The sequence below is a fragment of the Serratia sp. 201 genome, assembly GCF_037027545.1.
Classification (GTDB): domain Bacteria; phylum Pseudomonadota; class Gammaproteobacteria; order Enterobacterales; family Enterobacteriaceae; genus Serratia; species Serratia bockelmannii.
Genome location: NZ_JAXCHC010000004.1, coordinates 179,601 through 195,962 on the forward strand (window position 1 = coordinate 179,601; position 16,362 = coordinate 195,962).

The following is a 16,362-nucleotide window of genomic DNA, read 5'->3' on the forward strand; positions in this document are numbered from 1 at the left end:
TAAATGAAGTTTGTAGATGAAGCAGCGATTCTGGTCGTTGCAGGCGACGGCGGCAACGGGTGCGTCAGCTTCCGCCGCGAAAAATATATCCCGAACGGTGGGCCTGACGGCGGTGACGGCGGTGACGGCGGCGACGTTTACCTGCTGGCGGATGAGAACCTCAACACCCTGATCGACTACCGCTTTGAGAAGTCTTTCCGCGCCGAGCGCGGCCAGAATGGCCAGAGCCGCGACTGTACCGGCAAACGCGGTAAAGACGTCATCATCAAGGTGCCGGTCGGCACGCGCGTGAAGGATCAGGGCACCGGCGAGATCCTCGGCGACATGACGCGTCACGAGCAGAAGCTGATGGTCGCCAAAGGCGGCTGGCACGGTCTGGGCAACACCCGTTTCAAATCTTCGGTCAACCGCGCGCCGCGTCAGAAGACGCTGGGTACCGCGGGCGAAGCGCGTGACCTGTTGCTGGAGCTGTTGCTGCTGGCCGATGTGGGCATGCTGGGGCTGCCGAACGCCGGTAAATCGACCTTCATCCGCGCGGTGTCTGCTGCCAAACCTAAGGTGGCCGATTATCCGTTCACCACGCTGGTACCGAGCCTGGGCGTGGTGCGTATGGACCACGAGCAGAGCTTTGTGGTTGCCGACATTCCGGGGTTGATCGAGGGGGCCTCCGAAGGGGCGGGCCTGGGGATTCGCTTCCTGAAACACCTGGAGCGTTGCCGCGTGCTGTTGCACCTGGTGGACATCGCGCCGATCGACGAAACCGATCCGGTGGAAAACGCCAAAGTGATCATCAACGAGTTGAACCAATACAGCGAAAATCTGGCGCAGAAGCCACGCTGGCTGGTGTTCAACAAAATTGATGTGATTGGTGAGGAAGAAGCTGCCGAACGCGCCAAAGCGATTGTGGAAGGCATGGGTTGGGAAGGGAAGTACTACATGATCTCCGCCGCCAACCGCGAAGGCGTCAACGCGCTGTGCTGGGACGTGATGAACTTCATCAACACTCAGCCGAAAGCGATGGCGATCGAAGAAAGCGCGCCGGAAAAAGTCGAATTCATGTGGGATGACTACCACCGCGAGCAAATCGCGGAGGTGGAAGCCGAAGCGGAAGATGACTGGGATGACGACTGGGACGAAGACGACGACGAAGGCGTCGAAATCATTTACCAGAAGTAATTCGGTGATAAAGGGCTCAGCAACGCTGGGCCCTTGTTATTTGAGCGCCTTTTCCGGCAACCAGCACTGGGCGTTCAGGCCGCGCGCATCGCGGCGGTTTTCCAGCGTCAATCGCCCCTGGTGCAGTTGCGCGATGCGGATCACGATATTCAGGCCCAGTCCGCTGCCGCCGTAGCGTTGATCCATGCGGCGAAACGCCTGCGTCAGCTCCCCAACCATCTCTTCCTTGATACCCGGGCCATCGTCGATGACCTGCAGCAGATAGCCGCTGTCTTGCGGCGTTAATCGCACCTGTATCGCGCCGCCTTCCGGGCCGTAACGGTGGGCATTTTCGACCAGGTTGCGCAGCAGCAACCGCAGCAGCACCGGATCGCCGTTCACCGCGGCGACGGCCGGCAATTGCCAATCCAGCGTCTGCCCGCGTTGGGCGGTCATTTCGTCGAGTTCTTCGCGCAGCGGTTGGATCACATCGGCCACCCAATCGAAATGCTGATAATGGCCGCTGGCGAAGTCTTGCCCGGCGCGCGACAGCATCAGCAGCTGCTCGACGGTGTGCATCAGTTGATCGATGCGGGCGATCAGCGCCTGGCTGCCCTTGACGCCCTGCTTTTCCATCAGTTCCAGGTGCAGGCGGATGCCGGCCAGCGGCGTGCGCAGCTCGTGGGCGGCGTCGGCAGTGAACAGGCGTTCCTGTTGAATGGTGTTATCCAGCCGTGAGAACAACTGATTGAGTGCATTGGTGACCGCTACCATTTCCTGGCTGTCGCTGGTGATTGGCAGCGGCGTCAGGTTATCGGCAGAGCGCTTTTCCAGCCGCTGCTGCAATTGGTTTAGCGGGCGGATGATCCAGCTGATGGCCCAAAACGACGCCAGCAGCGTGACGACCATCATGATCAGCGAAGGCGCCAGCAGCGACGCGATGGCCTCGGCGATCTCGGTATCGACGCGCTCGGTACGCACTTTGGCGGACAGGGTTTCATCCACCAGGAAACTGATCTGCTCCTGGCTTTCGTGCCACAGCCAGAAGGCGCTGATGAGTTGCGTGACCAGCAGGATCAGCGCCAGCATCAGCAGCAGGCGGCGGCGCATGCTGATCATGACGAGGGTTCCAGGCGATAGCCGATGCCGCGCACGGTGCGGATGCGATCCTTGCCTAGTTTGCGGCGCAGGTTGTGGATGTGCACTTCCAGCGTGTTGGAACCCAGGTCGTCCTGCCAGGTGTAGAGATCCTGCTGCAGGAGTTCACGATTGACCGTCTGCCCGGCACGCATAATCAGGCGCGCCAGAATGGCAAACTCTTTCGGCGTAACCTCCACCGGCTGTTGCTGCAGGTAGACCTGCTGGCTGGAGAGGTTCAACTGCAGGTCATCCACCTGCATCAGATTGTCGCTGTGGCCCTGGTAGCGCCGCAGAAGGGCGCGCACGCGCGCCTGCAGCTCAACCAGCGCGAAGGGTTTGACCAGGTAGTCATCGGCGCCGGCATCCAGCCCGTCGACGCGATCCTCTAGGGCATCGCGGGCGGTCAGGATCAGCACCGGCAGATCGATCTGCTGGCGGCGCCATTGCCGCAGCAGTGTGGCGCCGTCCATGTCCGGCAGACCGAGATCCAGGATCACCATGCTGTATTGGCTGGTGATGAGCAGGCTGTTGGCCTCTGCCGCCGTGGTGGCGCAGTCGCAGACGTAACCTTCGCCGGTCAGCGCCAGTGCCAGCCCCTGTTGCAACAGTTCATCATCCTCAACGACCAGCAGCTTCATGACGATCCTCAGTTGTTTTGGTAAATGTCCCGATACAGGCGGCTTTCGAAGCGCACCAGCGGCGCGCGGCGCTGTTTCTGATCTTCTGGCGGCACGGCGTAGCCGGAGAGATACTGCACGAAGGCCATGCGCTGGCCGCTGGCGGTCGTGATGAAGCCCGCCAGGTTGTAGACGCCCTGCAGTGCACCGGTCTTGGCCGACACCTTGCCGTCGACGCCGGCTTCGTGCAGGCCGCCGCGGTAGCGCAGGGTGCCATCATAGCCGGACAGCGGCAGCATCGAGATGAAGTTCAGCTCGTTGTCGTGCTGAGCGATGTACTGCAGCGCCTGCATCATAGTCGCCGGCGCCAGCAGGTTGTGGCGCGACAGGCCGGAACCGTCGGCGATAATGGTATTGCCCAGATCGATGCCGGCCTTCTGGCGCAGCACCTGCCGCACTGCATCGGAGCCCGCTCGCCAGGTGCCCGGTACGCCGAAGCGCTCGTGGCCGATGGTGCGGAAGACGGTATCGGCGATCATGTTGTCCGATTTCTTCAGCATGATCTTCAACAGATCGTGCAGCGGCGCCGACTGAGTTTGCGCGATCACCGTGCCGGTGATGCCGGGACGCGTCTGGCGTTTCAAGTGCCCGTCGATCTGGATACCGGCCTGGGTCAGTTCGTCTTTCAGGATTGCGCCCGCATAGCTGGCGCCGTCCTGGATGGCGAAGGCCAGCGGCAGCGGTTCGCTGCGTTGCGTCAGGCAGCCGGTCAGGGTAAAGCGGTTCAGTTCGCCCGGCACCACGTCCAGCTCGCAGTACTGCGCGTCTGCTGAGCCGCGCGCCAGGGTGCGCACCTGGCTAAACATATTGACTGGATAATAGGAGGCGACGCGGATAAACGCCATGTCGCCCGGATTCGGCGCGCTGTACAGCGAGACCGAGAAACAGTTGCGATCGACGATGGCGGCGGCCGGCGGCGCGCTGAAGCACTGCGTCAGATCGTTCCACGGCCAGCCGGGCGCCTTGTCATGGCTGGCGAAGACCGAGGTATCGACCAGCACGTCGCCGCTGATTTGGCGCACGCCCTGTTTCTTCAGGACGGCCACCATATTGCGCAGGCTCTGGCGCTTGAAGGTCGGATCGCCGCTGAAGCGGGCGATCAGGTTGCCGCGCAGCACGCCATCGCGGATATCGCCCTGGCTCTCCAGCGTGGTGGTGAAACGGTAATCGGGCCCGAGTTGCAGCAAGGCCGCCAGCGCGGTCAGCACTTTTTGGGTACTGGCCGGCAGCGCCATCTGCTGAGAGTGATAATCGATCGTCGGCGCGCCGGCACCGATTTTCTGAACGACCAGGGCAAGGTTGGCCCCATCAGGCAGATATTGTGTGTACTCTTCAACCGGGGCCGCATTCGCATTCAGAACAAATGCGCAAGCCAATGCACTGACAATTCGTGAAAAACGCATAATCTCGGGATAACAGCTGGATAACGTGCCGTCATACTACGGTGCAATCAGGGAAAAAGTAAACGATGACCCTCAAGGAACTCTAGGCTAAAATGCGTATCAAAATGCAAAACCAATCTTGGCTTGGGCCTCGTTCCGAGTCAGGTTTCTTTTGTTTGTCGCCTGGAGGCGGGTGGCGGTATGCCAACCGTGTTTTCATACGAATACGTCAGGATGACGGTTATTTGAACAGGAAAGATTTAGAGGTATTTATACGATGAACCAAATTCCGATGACCTTGTTTGGCGCTGAAAAACTGCGCGAAGAGCTCGAATATCTGAAAAGCGTGCGCCGCCCGAAAATCATTGCGGATATCGCTGACGCCCGTGAGCACGGCGATTTGAAAGAGAATGCCGAGTACCATGCCGCCCGTGAACAGCAGGGTTTCTGCGAAGGCCGCATTCAGGAAATCGAAGCCAAGCTGTCCAATGCTCAGGTGATCGATATCACCAAGATGCCGAACACCGGCCGGGTGATCTTCGGTGCCACCGTATCGGTGATGAATCTGGACAGTGAAGAAGAAGTGACTTACCGCATCGTTGGCGACGATGAGGCCGATTTCAAGAAAAATCTGATTTCGGTAAACTCGCCGATGGCGCGCGGCCTGATCGGCAAAGAGCAAGACGACGTGGTGGTGATCAAAACCCCCGGCGGCGACGTGGAATACGAGATCCTGAAGGTCGAGTATCTCTGATCGAGGCCGTTGGTCATTAATGCGCCAACGTTTTGTAAAGATAGGAAAAAGGCCGCAAGCGGCCTTTTATCTTCGTCAGGCGCATGGCACCTTTTCGTTAACCTGATGGTTATTAACGCGGTAGACTGATCTTGCGCTCTTTCGACGGGCGGTAAAGAATAAGCGTACTGCCGATAACTTGCACATTGCAGGCGCCCGTTTCACGCACGATAGCGTCGGCGATCAGGGTTTTGGTTTCGCGATCTTCAGCGGCGATTTTTACCTTGATCAGCTCATGATGCTCCAGAGCCTGTTCAATTTCAGCCAGCACCCCTTCGGTAAGACCGTTATTGCCCAGCATTACCACCGGTTTTAACGGATGCGCCAGGCCTTTCAGGTGCTGTTTTTGTTTATTATTCAGATTCATTGTCTTTTTTGCTTAAGTTGGGATTGAAAACGGTACATTCTACCGCCATCTCATGTATATCACCAAATCGGTCTTCACCGGTGTGAGTCTACGTGAGCAGCGACCCTGACATAAGACTCTTTTTATGATAGTTGGAAAACGAGATGGCTAATAAAAAGCGTTCGGCTAGCTCCAGTCGCTGGTTACAAGAACACTTTAGCGATAAATATGTGCAGCAGGCGCAGAAAAAGGGACTGCGTTCCCGTGCCTGGTTTAAACTTGATGAAATACAGCAGAGCGACAAACTGTTCAAACCGGGAATGACCGTAGTTGATCTGGGCGCCGCACCGGGCGGCTGGTCGCAGTATGTGGTCACCCAAATCGGCGGTACCGGGCGCATCATCGCCTGTGATATTTTGCCAATGGATCCTATCGTTGGCGTCGATTTCCTTCAGGGCGATTTTCGTGATGAACTGGTGCTGAAGGCGCTGTTGGAACGAGTAGGCGAGAGTAAGGTTCAGGTGGTCATGTCCGATATGGCCCCGAATATGAGTGGCACCCCGGCGGTCGATATTCCAAGGTCGATGTATCTGGTGGAGTTGGCGCTGGATATGTGTCGTGATGTCCTCGCACCAGGCGGAAGTTTCCTGGTGAAGGTGTTCCAGGGAGATGGCTTTGACGAGTACCTACGGGAAATTCGCTCCCTGTTTACGAAGGTTAAGATTCGTAAGCCAGACGCTTCCCGCGCCCGTTCGCGCGAAGTGTACATTGTAGCGACAGGGCGCAAACTGTAGTACCCTAACGCTGTTTGTTAACACAGTTGTAAGATGAGGTTAATCCCTTGAGTGACATGGCGAAAAACCTAATTCTCTGGTTAGTCATCGCGGTAGTGTTGATGTCTGTATTCCAGAGCTTTGGGCCCAGCGAGTCGAATGGCCGTAGGGTGGATTACTCTACCTTCATGTCCGAACTGACCCAGGACCAGGTTCGCGAAGCGCGAATCAACGGACGTGAAATTAACGTTACCAAGAAAGACAGTAACAAATACACGACCTACATCCCTGTCAACGATCCTAAGTTGCTGGATACGTTGTTAACGAAGAATGTGAAAGTTGTCGGCGAGCCGCCTGAAGAGCCGAGCCTGCTGGCTTCTATCTTTATCTCTTGGTTCCCGATGCTGTTGCTGATCGGGGTCTGGATCTTCTTTATGCGGCAAATGCAGGGCGGCGGCGGCAAGGGCGCGATGTCCTTCGGCAAGAGCAAGGCCCGCATGCTGACGGAAGACCAGATCAAGACCACTTTCGCCGATGTCGCCGGTTGTGACGAAGCGAAAGAAGAGGTGAGCGAACTGGTGGAATACCTGCGCGAACCGAGCCGTTTCCAGAAGCTGGGCGGCAAGATCCCGAAAGGCGTGCTGATGGTTGGCCCGCCGGGGACCGGTAAAACGCTGTTGGCGAAAGCGATCGCCGGCGAAGCGAAGGTACCGTTCTTCACCATTTCCGGTTCCGACTTCGTCGAAATGTTCGTCGGCGTGGGTGCATCCCGCGTGCGCGACATGTTCGAACAAGCGAAGAAAGCTGCGCCGTGCATCATCTTCATCGATGAAATCGACGCCGTCGGTCGCCAGCGTGGCGCCGGCCTGGGTGGCGGTCACGATGAGCGTGAGCAGACCCTGAACCAGATGCTGGTTGAGATGGACGGTTTCGAAGGCAACGAGGGCATCATCGTCATCGCGGCGACCAACCGTCCAGACGTGCTTGACCCTGCGCTGCTGCGCCCGGGCCGTTTCGACCGTCAGGTCGTGGTCGGGCTGCCGGATGTGCGTGGCCGTGAGCAGATCCTGAAGGTGCACATGCGCCGCGTGCCGTTGGCTGCCGACATCGACGCCTCCGTCATTGCGCGCGGTACGCCGGGCTTCTCCGGTGCCGACCTGGCCAACCTGGTCAACGAAGCGGCGCTGTTCGCCGCCCGCGGCAACAAGCGCGTGGTGTCGATGGTGGAGTTCGAAAAAGCCAAAGACAAGATCATGATGGGTGCGGAACGTCGCTCCATGGTGATGACCGAAGCGCAGAAAGAGTCGACCGCGTATCACGAAGCGGGCCACGCCATCATTGGCCGCCTGGTTCCTGAACACGATCCGGTACACAAGGTCACCATCATTCCTCGTGGTCGGGCGCTCGGTGTGACCTTCTTCCTGCCGGAAGGGGATGCGATCAGCGCCAGCCGTCAGAAGCTGGAGAGCCAAATCTCCACCCTGTACGGCGGTCGTCTGGCGGAAGAGATCATCTACGGGCCGGAAAAAGTCTCTACCGGTGCGTCGAACGACATTAAAGTGGCGACCTCCATTGCCCGCAACATGGTGACCCAATGGGGCTTCTCAGAGAAGCTGGGGCCGCTGCTGTATGCGGAAGAAGAGGGTGAAGTGTTCCTGGGCCGTTCCGTGGCCAAGGCGAAGCACATGTCGGATGAAACCGCGCGTATCATCGACCAGGAAGTGAAGTCGCTGATCGAACGTAACTACACGCGTGCTCGTTCGCTGTTGATGGAAAATATGGACATCCTGCATTCGATGAAGGATGCGCTGATGAAGTATGAAACTATCGATGCGCCGCAGATCGACGATCTGATGAACCGCAAAGACGTGCGTCCGCCGGCGGGCTGGGACGATGCGAACAAAGGCAACAGCTCCGACAACGGTGGCACTCCGAAAGCCCCGACGCCGGTAGATGAGCCGCGCACCCCAACGCCGGGCAACACCATGTCCGAACAGCTCGACAAGTAACAGCGGCTGTGTAATAACATCAAACCCCGGTACGCCGGGGTTTTTTTTTGCCCGGCGGGCAGTGAACCAGGCAACAGTAAGGTGGACCAACCATGCAGTTAACCGTGCGCGACATGACGCTCAACCTCTCCTATCCGCAGGTGATGGGTATCCTCAATGTGACGCCGGATTCGTTTTCCGACGGCGGCCGTCACAACACCCTGAACCAGGCGCTGCTCCACGCGCATGCGCTGATTTCGGCCGGTGCCACGATGATCGATATCGGCGGCGAATCGACAAGGCCGGGGGCAGCTGAGGTGAGTGAAGAGGAAGAATTGGAACGGGTCGTGCCGGTGGTGGAAGCGCTGGCGCAGCGCTTCGAAGTCTTCATCTCGGTCGATACCTCGAAAGCGGGCGTGATCCGCGAATCGGCGCATGCAGGCGCACATCTGATTAACGACATTCGTTCGCTGCAGGAGCCGGGTGCCCTGGCGGCGGCGGCGGAAAGCGGTCTGCCGGTCTGTCTGATGCATATGCAAGGGCAGCCGCGCACCATGCAGCAGGCGCCGCATTACGATGACCTGATTACCGATGTTCAGGCGTTTTTCGAGCATCATATTCAGCGCTGTAACGAGGCGGGGATAACAAATCAGAAATTGCTGCTCGACCCAGGCTTCGGTTTCGGTAAAAATTTGGCGCACAACTATCAGCTTCTGGCACGGTTGTCGGAGTTTCATCGTTTCGGTTTGCCGCTATTGGTCGGCATGTCGCGTAAATCGATGATTGGGCAACTGCTGAACGTGCCGCCGGATCAACGGGTTATCGGCAGCGTGGCCTGCGCGGTAATCGCGGCGATGCAGGGTGCGCAGATTGTCAGAGTGCATGACGTTAAAGAAACCGTCGAGGCGATGCGTGTCGTCGAGGCAACACTTTCAGCTAAGGGACAGTAGAGACATGAGCGAGCGCAAATATTTTGGCACCGACGGCATCCGTGGCAAGGTCGGGGACAGCCCCATCACGCCGGACTTCGTGCTGAAGCTGGGCTGGGCGGCCGGTAAAGTGCTGGCGCGTCACGGTTCCCGCAAGATCATCATCGGTAAGGATACGCGCATCTCCGGCTATATGCTGGAGTCCGCTCTGGAAGCCGGTCTGGCGGCCGCTGGATTGTCCGCCTCCTTCACCGGGCCGATGCCCACGCCGGCGGTGGCCTACCTGACGCGTACCTTCCGTGCCGAAGCAGGCATTGTCATTTCCGCTTCGCATAACCCGTTCTATGACAACGGTATCAAGTTCTTCTCAATCGACGGCGCCAAACTGCCGGACAACGTCGAAGAGGCAATTGAAGCCGAGATGGAAAAACCGCTGACCTGCGTGGAGTCCGCCGAGCTGGGTAAAGCCAGCCGTATCATCGACGCCGCCGGCCGTTACATCGAATTCTGCAAAGGTACCTTCCCGAGCGAGCTGAGCCTGAAGGGGCTGAAAATCGTGGTCGACTGCGCCAACGGGGCGACTTACCACATTGCGCCGAGCGTGCTGCGCGAACTGGGCGCCACGGTGATCGCCATCGGTGTTGAGCCGGACGGTATGAATATCAACGAAAAATGCGGTGCTACCGACGTGCGTCAGCTGCAGGAGCGCGTGCTGCAGGAAAAAGCGCACGTTGGCCTGGCGTTTGACGGCGACGGCGACCGCGTGATGATGGTGGATCACCTCGGCAACAAGGTGGATGGCGATCAGATCCTGTACATCATCGCCCGCGAAGGCCTGCGTCAGGGGCAGCTGCGCGGCGGCGCGGTCGGTACCCTGATGAGTAATATGGGGCTGGAGCTGGCGCTGAAACAGCTGGGTATTCCGTTCGCTCGCGCCAAAGTGGGCGACCGTTACGTGCTGGAGAAACTGCAGGAACTGGGCTGGCGCATCGGTGCGGAAAACTCCGGCCATGTGATCCTGCTGGACAAAACCACCACCGGCGACGGCATCGTGGCCGGGCTGCAGGTGCTGACTGCCATGGTGCGCAACCACATGAGCCTGCATGACCTGTGCAGCGGCATGAAGCTGCTGCCGCAGATCCTGGTCAACGTCCGCTTCGCCGGCGAGCATAATCCGCTGGAATCTGAAGCGGTGCGTAAGGTCACCGAGCAGGTGGAAACCGAGTTGGCCGGCCGTGGCCGGGTGCTGCTGCGTAAATCGGGCACCGAGCCGCTGATCCGCGTGATGGTGGAAGGCGAGGACGAGCAGCAGGTGACCGCGCTGGCGCATCGCATCGCCGATGCGGTGAAATCAGCAGGTTAAAACAGACAGTTAGCCATCGGGCTTGGCATCGCTGAGCCCGAATAGATGATTGTTGGCGTTTTTTTCCGCAAACGCGCCGGCGGCAGCAAATTGCCCTTGCGTGGGTTGGCGGCTTTGGTTAGTATTCACACCCGCTTCAGTAGGCAGTTTGTAAAAACGCCTGCTTGATGAGTGTGAAGCATTTGGCATGCGGTGAGGCCGCAAGGATACGGGTACTACTATGTACGAAGCTCTTCTGGTAATTTTCCTGCTGATCTCAATCGGGCTGGTTGCTCTGATTATGCTACAGCAAGGTAAAGGCGCTGATATGGGAGCCTCTTTCGGAGCAGGTGCATCAGGCACATTGTTCGGTTCGAGTGGTTCCGGTAACTTTATGACCCGCATGACTGCTGTGCTGGCGACGCTGTTCTTCGTCATCAGCCTGATTCTGGGCAACCTCAGCAGCAACCAAAGCAAGAAAGGCAGTGAGTGGGAAAACCTGGGTCAGCCAGTGAAAACTGAGCAGACGACCGCGCCGGCAGCACCAGCTAAGCCGAGCAGCGACATCCCGCAGTAAGCCGCAAAAAGTTTGTAAACGGTGGTTGTGAACTCGAAGGAACAACGGCCGTTAGCAGTAAGAATCCGTACCGAGGTGGTGGAATTGGTAGACACGCTACCTTGAGGTGGTAGTGCCCTAACGGGCTTGTGGGTTCGAGTCCCATCCTCGGTACCAAATCCCAGAGATAACTTGCAATTTTGCGATTATCGGCGTAGTATTTGCCACGTTTTCGGACGCGGGGTGGAGCAGCCTGGTAGCTCGTCGGGCTCATAACCCGAAGGTCGTCGGTTCAAATCCGGCCCCCGCAACCACTTTCCTTTAAGTGTTTATTTTCAAATACACTTTTCGATTGAAACCCGCTTTTCTCGATCAACATTTGAAAATGACACTTGCTCGAAAGTTGTACCGAGGCCGCCTAGCGGCAAACAGGGTCCAGTTGCATAAAGCCCCGATTTTTCGGGGTTTTTTGTTATTTGGCAACAGAATCACTGGGCTATTTAGCCCTTTTTTTATGTCTTGGGGGTGGGCTTGTCCACATTAGAGCAACAGTTAACAGAGATGCTTTCGGCACCCGTAGAAGCGTTGGGCTTTGAGCTTGTAGGCATCGAATTCATTCGTGCGCGCCAATCGACGCTCCGCATCTATATTGATAGTGATAACGGCATCAATGTTGATGATTGCGCTGATGTCAGCCACCAGGTCAGCGCTGTATTGGACGTCGAAGATCCAATCACGGTCGCTTACAACTTGGAAGTCTCCTCTCCTGGCCTTGATCGCCCGATGTTCACCGCAGAACACTATACGCGTTACCTCGGTGAAGAAGTCAGCCTGGTCCTGCGCATGGCGGTACAGAACCGTCGCAAGTGGCAGGGTATTATCAAGTCTGTCGAAGGCGAGATGATCACGGTTACTGTGGAAGGGAAAGATGAAGTGTTCGCGCTGAGCAACATCCAGAAAGCGAACCTGGTACCCCACTTTTAAAGTTTGGAAGAGGCAACTAGGATGAACAAAGAGATTCTGGCTGTTGTTGAAGCAGTTTCCAATGAAAAATCCCTTCCGCGCGAGAAGATTTTCGAAGCGCTGGAAACTGCATTAGCCACCGCAACCAAGAAAAAATACGAGCAGGAAATCGACGTGCGCGTCAGCATTGACCGTAGAACCGGCGATTTCGACACCTTCCGCCGTTGGGTCGCCGTAGACGAAGTGACTCAGCCGACGCGTGAAATCACGCTGGAAGCCGCTCAGTTTGAAGATCCGAGCATCGAGCTCGGCGGCTACGTCGAAGATCAGATCGAATCTGTGACCTTTGACCGTATCACCACCCAAACCGCCAAGCAGGTTATCGTGCAGAAAGTACGTGAAGCCGAGCGTGCGATGGTGGTCGACGCTTTCCGTGAACACGAAGGTGAGATCGTCACCGGCGTGGTGAAGAAAGTGAACCGTGACAGCATCGCGCTGGATCTGGGCAACAACGCCGAAGCGGTGATTGGCCGTGAAGACATGCTGCCGCGCGAAAACTTCCGTCCGGGCGATCGCATTCGCGGCGTACTGTACGCCGTGCGTCCTGAAGCTCGCGGCGCGCAGCTGTTCGTCAGCCGTTCCAGCTCGGAAATGCTGAAAGAACTGTTCCGCATCGAAGTGCCGGAAATCGGCGAAGAAGTGATCGAAATTAAAGCGGCAGCCCGCGATCCAGGCTCTCGCGCGAAAATTGCAGTGAAAACCAACGACAAGCGCATCGACCCGGTCGGCGCCTGCGTAGGTATGCGCGGTGCGCGCGTTCAGGCCGTGTCGAGCGAGCTCGGCGGCGAACGCATCGACATCATCCTGTGGGATGATAACCCCGCGCAATTCGTCATCAACGCCATGGCGCCGGCCGACGTCGCGTCGATCGTGGTAGACGAAGATAACTGCACCATGGATATCGCCGTTGAAGCCAGCAACCTGGCACAGGCGATCGGCCGTAACGGCCAAAACGTGCGTTTGGCTTCCCAGCTGCTGAAACAACACCGCGGCGACGATCGTTGGGAACTGAACGTGATGACGGCGGACGACCTGCAGGCCAAGCACCAGGCCGAGGCTCATGCCGCTATTGATACCTTCACCAAGTATCTTGATATCGACGAAGATTTCGCCACCGTACTGGTTGAAGAAGGCTTCTCCACGCTGGAAGAGCTGGCCTACGTGCCGATCAAAGAGCTGTTGGAAATCGACGGTCTGGATGAAGATACGGTTGAAGCATTGCGCGAACGCGCCAAAGCTGCATTGACCACGCTGGCCCTGGCACAAGAAGAAAGCCTGGGCGACAACAAACCGGCCGACGATTTGCTCAACCTGCCGGGTCTTGAGCGCAGCATGGCCTTTAAACTGGCCGCGCGTGGGGTTTGTACGCTGGAAGATCTTGCCGAGCAGGGTGTTGACGATCTGGCTGATATTGAAGGGCTTAGCGATGAGCAAGCCGGTGAGCTGATCATGGCTGCACGCAATATCTGTTGGTTTGGCGACAACGCGTAATAACTGTAGCAGGAAGGAACAGCATGACGACAGATGTAACCGTAAAATCGCTGGCAGCAGAGATTCAGACTCCGGTTGATCGCCTGGTACAGCAGTTTGCTGATGCAGGGATCAACAAGTCCGAGTCGGACTCTGTTACCCAGCAAGAAAAAGAAACATTGCTGGCGCACCTGAACCGTGAACACGGCAGCGCGCCAGGTAAACTCACTTTGCAGCGCAAAACGCGCAGCACCTTGAATATCCCGAGCACCGGCGGTAAAAGTAAATCGGTGCAAATTGAGGTCCGCAAGAAACGCACTTATGTAAATCGCGATACGCAGGAAGCCCAGTTGGCTGAAGCGGCAGAGCAGGCACAGCGTGAAGCGGAAGAGCAGGCACGGCGCGAAGCGGAAGAGCTCGCAAAACGCGAAGCGGAAGCGAAGCGCGCAGCCGAAGAGCAAGCCAAACGTGAGGCCGCGGAGATTGCTAAGCGTAATTCAGCGGAAAAAGAAAAAGTGACCAATCAACATACCGACGAAATGACCAAGCCAGCTCAGGCGGAAAAAGCACGCCGTGAAGCCGAAGCCGCTGAACTGAAACGTAAAGCGGAAGAGGAAGTGCGCCGCAAGGTTGAAGAGGAAGCCAAGCGCGTGGCGGAAGAAGCCCGTCGCATGGCCGAAGAGAACGGCGAGAAGTGGGCCCAGGCCGACGCGGCAAGCGCTGCGGTTGAAAGTGCCGACTATCACGTGACCACCTCTCAGCATGCGCGTGCCGCAGAAGACGAAAACGACGCCAAAGTTGAAGGCGATCGTCGTAGCCGCACCCGCGGCGGCAAAGCGACCAAGCAGAAGAAAGGCAACAAGCTGTCCGAATCCAAAGCGGATCGCGAAGAAGCGCGTGCCGTTACCCGTGGCGGTAAAGGCAAACGCAAGCCTAGCGCTCTGCAGCAGGGCTTCAACAAGCCGGCGCAGGTGGTTAACCGTGACGTGGTGATCGGTGAAACCATCACCGTGGCCGAGCTGGCCAACAAGATGGCGGTAAAAGGTTCTCAGGTCATCAAAGTGATGATGAAGCTGGGCGCGATGGCCACCATCAACCAGGTTATCGACCAGGAAACCGCACAGCTGGTTGCCGAAGAGATGGGCCACAAAGTTATTCTGCGTCGTGAAAACGAGCTGGAAGAAGCGCTGATGAGCGACCGTGATACGGGCGCTGCGGCTGAGCCGCGCGCGCCGGTCGTGACCATCATGGGCCACGTTGACCACGGTAAAACCTCTCTGCTGGACTACATCCGCTCCACCAAAGTGGCGGCGGGCGAAGCCGGCGGCATTACCCAGCACATCGGTGCCTACCACGTAGAAACCGAGAACGGCATGATCACCTTCCTGGATACCCCGGGCCACGCCGCGTTTACCTCGATGCGTGCTCGTGGTGCTCAGGCGACTGACATCGTGGTTCTGGTGGTGGCGGCCGACGACGGCGTGATGCCACAGACCATCGAAGCTATCCAGCACGCGAAAGCGGCGCAGGTGCCGTTGGTGGTTGCGGTGAACAAAATCGACAAGCCGGAAGCCGATCCGGACCGCGTTAAGCAGGAACTGTCTCAGTACGGCGTTATGCCGGAAGAGTGGGGCGGCGAAGCGCAGTTCGTTCACGTGTCCGCGAAAGCCGGTACCGGTATCGACGAGCTGCTGCAGGCTATCCTGCTGCAGGCCGAAGTTCTGGAACTGAAAGCGGTACGCAGCGGCATGGCGAGCGGCGTAGTGATCGAGTCCTTCCTGGATAAAGGTCGTGGCCCAGTGGCTACCGTACTGGTTCAGGAAGGTACGCTGAACAAGGGCGACATCGTCCTGTGCGGCTTCGAATACGGCCGTGTGCGTGCGATGCGCGACGAGCTGGGCCGTGAAGTGACCTCTGCCGGTCCGTCTATCCCTGTGGAAATCCTGGGTCTGTCCAGCGTGCCTGCAGCGGGTGACGAAGCGACCGTGGTGCGCGACGAGAAGAAAGCGCGTGAAGTGGCGCTGTATCGTCAGGGCAAGTTCCGCGAAGTCAAACTGGCGCGTCAGCAGAAGTCCAAGCTGGAAAACATGTTCGCCAACATGACCGACGGCGAAGTGTCCGAGCTGAACATCGTACTGAAGTCCGATGTGCAGGGTTCTTGCGAAGCGATCAGCGACTCGCTGCTGAAACTCTCTACCGACGAAGTGAAGGTGAAGATTGTCGGCTCCGGCGTAGGTGGGATCACCGAAACCGACGCGACGCTGGCTGCGGCTTCCAACGCCATCATCCTGGGCTTCAACGTGCGTGCCGACGCTTCTGCGCGCCGCGTGATCGAAGCGGAAAGCCTGGATCTGCGTTACTACTCCGTGATCTATAACCTGATCGACGAAGTGAAGCAGGCGATGAGCGGTATGCTGGCGCCGGAATACAAGCAGCAGATCATCGGCCTGGCCGAAGTGCGCGACGTGTTCAAATCGCCTAAGTTCGGCGCTATCGCCGGCTGTATGGTTACCGAAGGGACCATCAAGCGTCACAACCCAATCCGCGTACTGCGCGACAACGTGGTTATCTATGAAGGCGAGCTGGAATCCCTGCGCCGCTTCAAAGATGACGTTAACGAAGTCCGTAACGGCATGGAATGTGGTATCGGCGTTAAGAACTATAACGACGTGCGCGTCGGCGACATGATCGAAGTGTTCGAAATCATTGAGATCCAACGCACCATCGCTTAACGATTGCACATCTGCTTATATCTGTTTACGGGGGGCCTTTGTGCCCCCCGATTTGT

Annotated in this window: 14 protein-coding genes and 2 tRNA genes; 12 read left to right on the forward strand and 4 right to left on the reverse strand. The window is 57.8% G+C overall.

The window, feature by feature from the left end; genetic code table 11:
* Nucleotides 1–3 precede the first annotated feature (3 nt).
* On the forward strand, nt 4–1,176 hold the full coding sequence (gene cgtA, locus WA302_RS19645) for an Obg family GTPase CgtA (protein ID WP_025305047.1): 1,173 nt from the start codon (nt 4–6) through the stop codon (nt 1,174–1,176).
* A gap of 36 nt (nt 1,177–1,212) precedes the next feature.
* Here the strand turns inward: cgtA and pmrB are convergent, their stop codons facing one another.
* Genes pmrB through dacB form a run of 3 tightly spaced genes read right to left on the reverse strand, consistent with a single transcriptional unit; the run spans nt 1,213 to nt 4,375 of the window.
* Complete coding sequence (gene pmrB / locus WA302_RS19650; protein WP_025305048.1) at nt 1,213–2,274, reverse strand: two-component system sensor histidine kinase PmrB; 1,062 nt, start codon at nt 2,272–2,274, stop codon at nt 1,213–1,215.
* On the reverse strand, nt 2,271–2,933 hold the full coding sequence (pmrA, locus tag WA302_RS19655) for a two-component system response regulator PmrA (protein ID WP_025305049.1): 663 nt from the start codon (nt 2,931–2,933) through the stop codon (nt 2,271–2,273). The genes pmrB and pmrA overlap by 4 nt, the downstream gene beginning before the upstream one ends.
* An 8-nt stretch (nt 2,934–2,941) precedes the next feature.
* A complete protein-coding gene (gene dacB / locus WA302_RS19660; RefSeq protein ID WP_025305050.1) occupies nt 2,942–4,375 on the reverse strand; it encodes a serine-type D-Ala-D-Ala carboxypeptidase in 1,434 nt (477 codons plus the stop codon).
* Between the two features lie 256 nt (nt 4,376–4,631).
* Between dacB and greA the strand changes: the two genes are divergently transcribed.
* Nucleotides 4,632–5,108, forward strand: coding sequence for a transcription elongation factor GreA (gene greA, locus WA302_RS19665; protein ID WP_025305051.1), 477 nt, complete (start codon nt 4,632–4,634; stop codon nt 5,106–5,108).
* 112 nt (nt 5,109–5,220) lie between these two features.
* Here the strand turns inward: greA and yhbY are convergent, their stop codons facing one another.
* Nucleotides 5,221–5,514, reverse strand: coding sequence for a ribosome assembly RNA-binding protein YhbY (gene yhbY, locus WA302_RS19670; protein WP_004933536.1), 294 nt, complete (start codon nt 5,512–5,514; stop codon nt 5,221–5,223).
* A gap of 143 nt (nt 5,515–5,657) precedes the next feature.
* Between yhbY and rlmE the strand changes: the two genes are divergently transcribed.
* From rlmE to infB, 10 genes are all read left to right on the forward strand, one after another.
* Nucleotides 5,658–6,287, forward strand: a complete 630-nt coding sequence (rlmE, locus tag WA302_RS19675; protein ID WP_004933533.1) for a 23S rRNA (uridine(2552)-2'-O)-methyltransferase RlmE — start codon at nt 5,658–5,660, stop codon at nt 6,285–6,287.
* 56 nt (nt 6,288–6,343) lie between these two features.
* Nucleotides 6,344–8,275: an ATP-dependent zinc metalloprotease FtsH gene (gene ftsH / locus WA302_RS19680; protein WP_004933529.1), complete on the forward strand. Its 1,932-nt coding sequence runs from the start codon at nt 6,344–6,346 to the stop codon at nt 8,273–8,275.
* A 92-nt stretch (nt 8,276–8,367) separates the two neighbouring features.
* A complete protein-coding gene (folP, locus tag WA302_RS19685; protein WP_025305052.1) occupies nt 8,368–9,204 on the forward strand; it encodes a dihydropteroate synthase in 837 nt (278 codons plus the stop codon).
* A gap of 4 nt (nt 9,205–9,208) precedes the next feature.
* Entirely contained in the window at nt 9,209–10,546 is a 1,338-nt protein-coding gene (glmM, locus tag WA302_RS19690) for a phosphoglucosamine mutase (RefSeq protein WP_025305053.1), read from the forward strand.
* Nucleotides 10,547–10,766: 220 nt separating this feature from the next.
* Nucleotides 10,767–11,102, forward strand: a complete 336-nt coding sequence (secG, locus tag WA302_RS19695) for a preprotein translocase subunit SecG (protein ID WP_004933519.1) — start codon at nt 10,767–10,769, stop codon at nt 11,100–11,102.
* A 69-nt stretch (nt 11,103–11,171) separates the two neighbouring features.
* A tRNA-Leu gene (locus tag WA302_RS19700) sits at nt 11,172–11,258 on the forward strand.
* Nucleotides 11,259–11,318: 60 nt separating this feature from the next.
* Nucleotides 11,319–11,395, forward strand: a tRNA-Met gene (locus WA302_RS19705).
* Nucleotides 11,396–11,612: 217 nt separating this feature from the next.
* The gene (gene rimP, locus WA302_RS19710) at nt 11,613–12,065 is read left to right on the forward strand and encodes a ribosome maturation factor RimP (protein WP_004933515.1); all 453 of its coding nucleotides are present in this window, start codon (nt 11,613–11,615) and stop codon (nt 12,063–12,065) included.
* A 21-nt stretch (nt 12,066–12,086) separates the two neighbouring features.
* Nucleotides 12,087–13,595 carry a transcription termination factor NusA gene (nusA, locus tag WA302_RS19715; RefSeq protein ID WP_019453340.1) on the forward strand — a complete coding sequence of 503 codons (1,509 nt, stop codon included), beginning with the start codon at nt 12,087–12,089 and terminating at the stop codon, nt 13,593–13,595.
* A 23-nt stretch (nt 13,596–13,618) separates the two neighbouring features.
* Complete coding sequence (gene infB, locus WA302_RS19720) at nt 13,619–16,306, forward strand: translation initiation factor IF-2 (RefSeq protein ID WP_004933511.1); 2,688 nt, start codon at nt 13,619–13,621, stop codon at nt 16,304–16,306.
* The last annotated feature ends 56 nt before the right edge of the window (nt 16,307–16,362 follow it).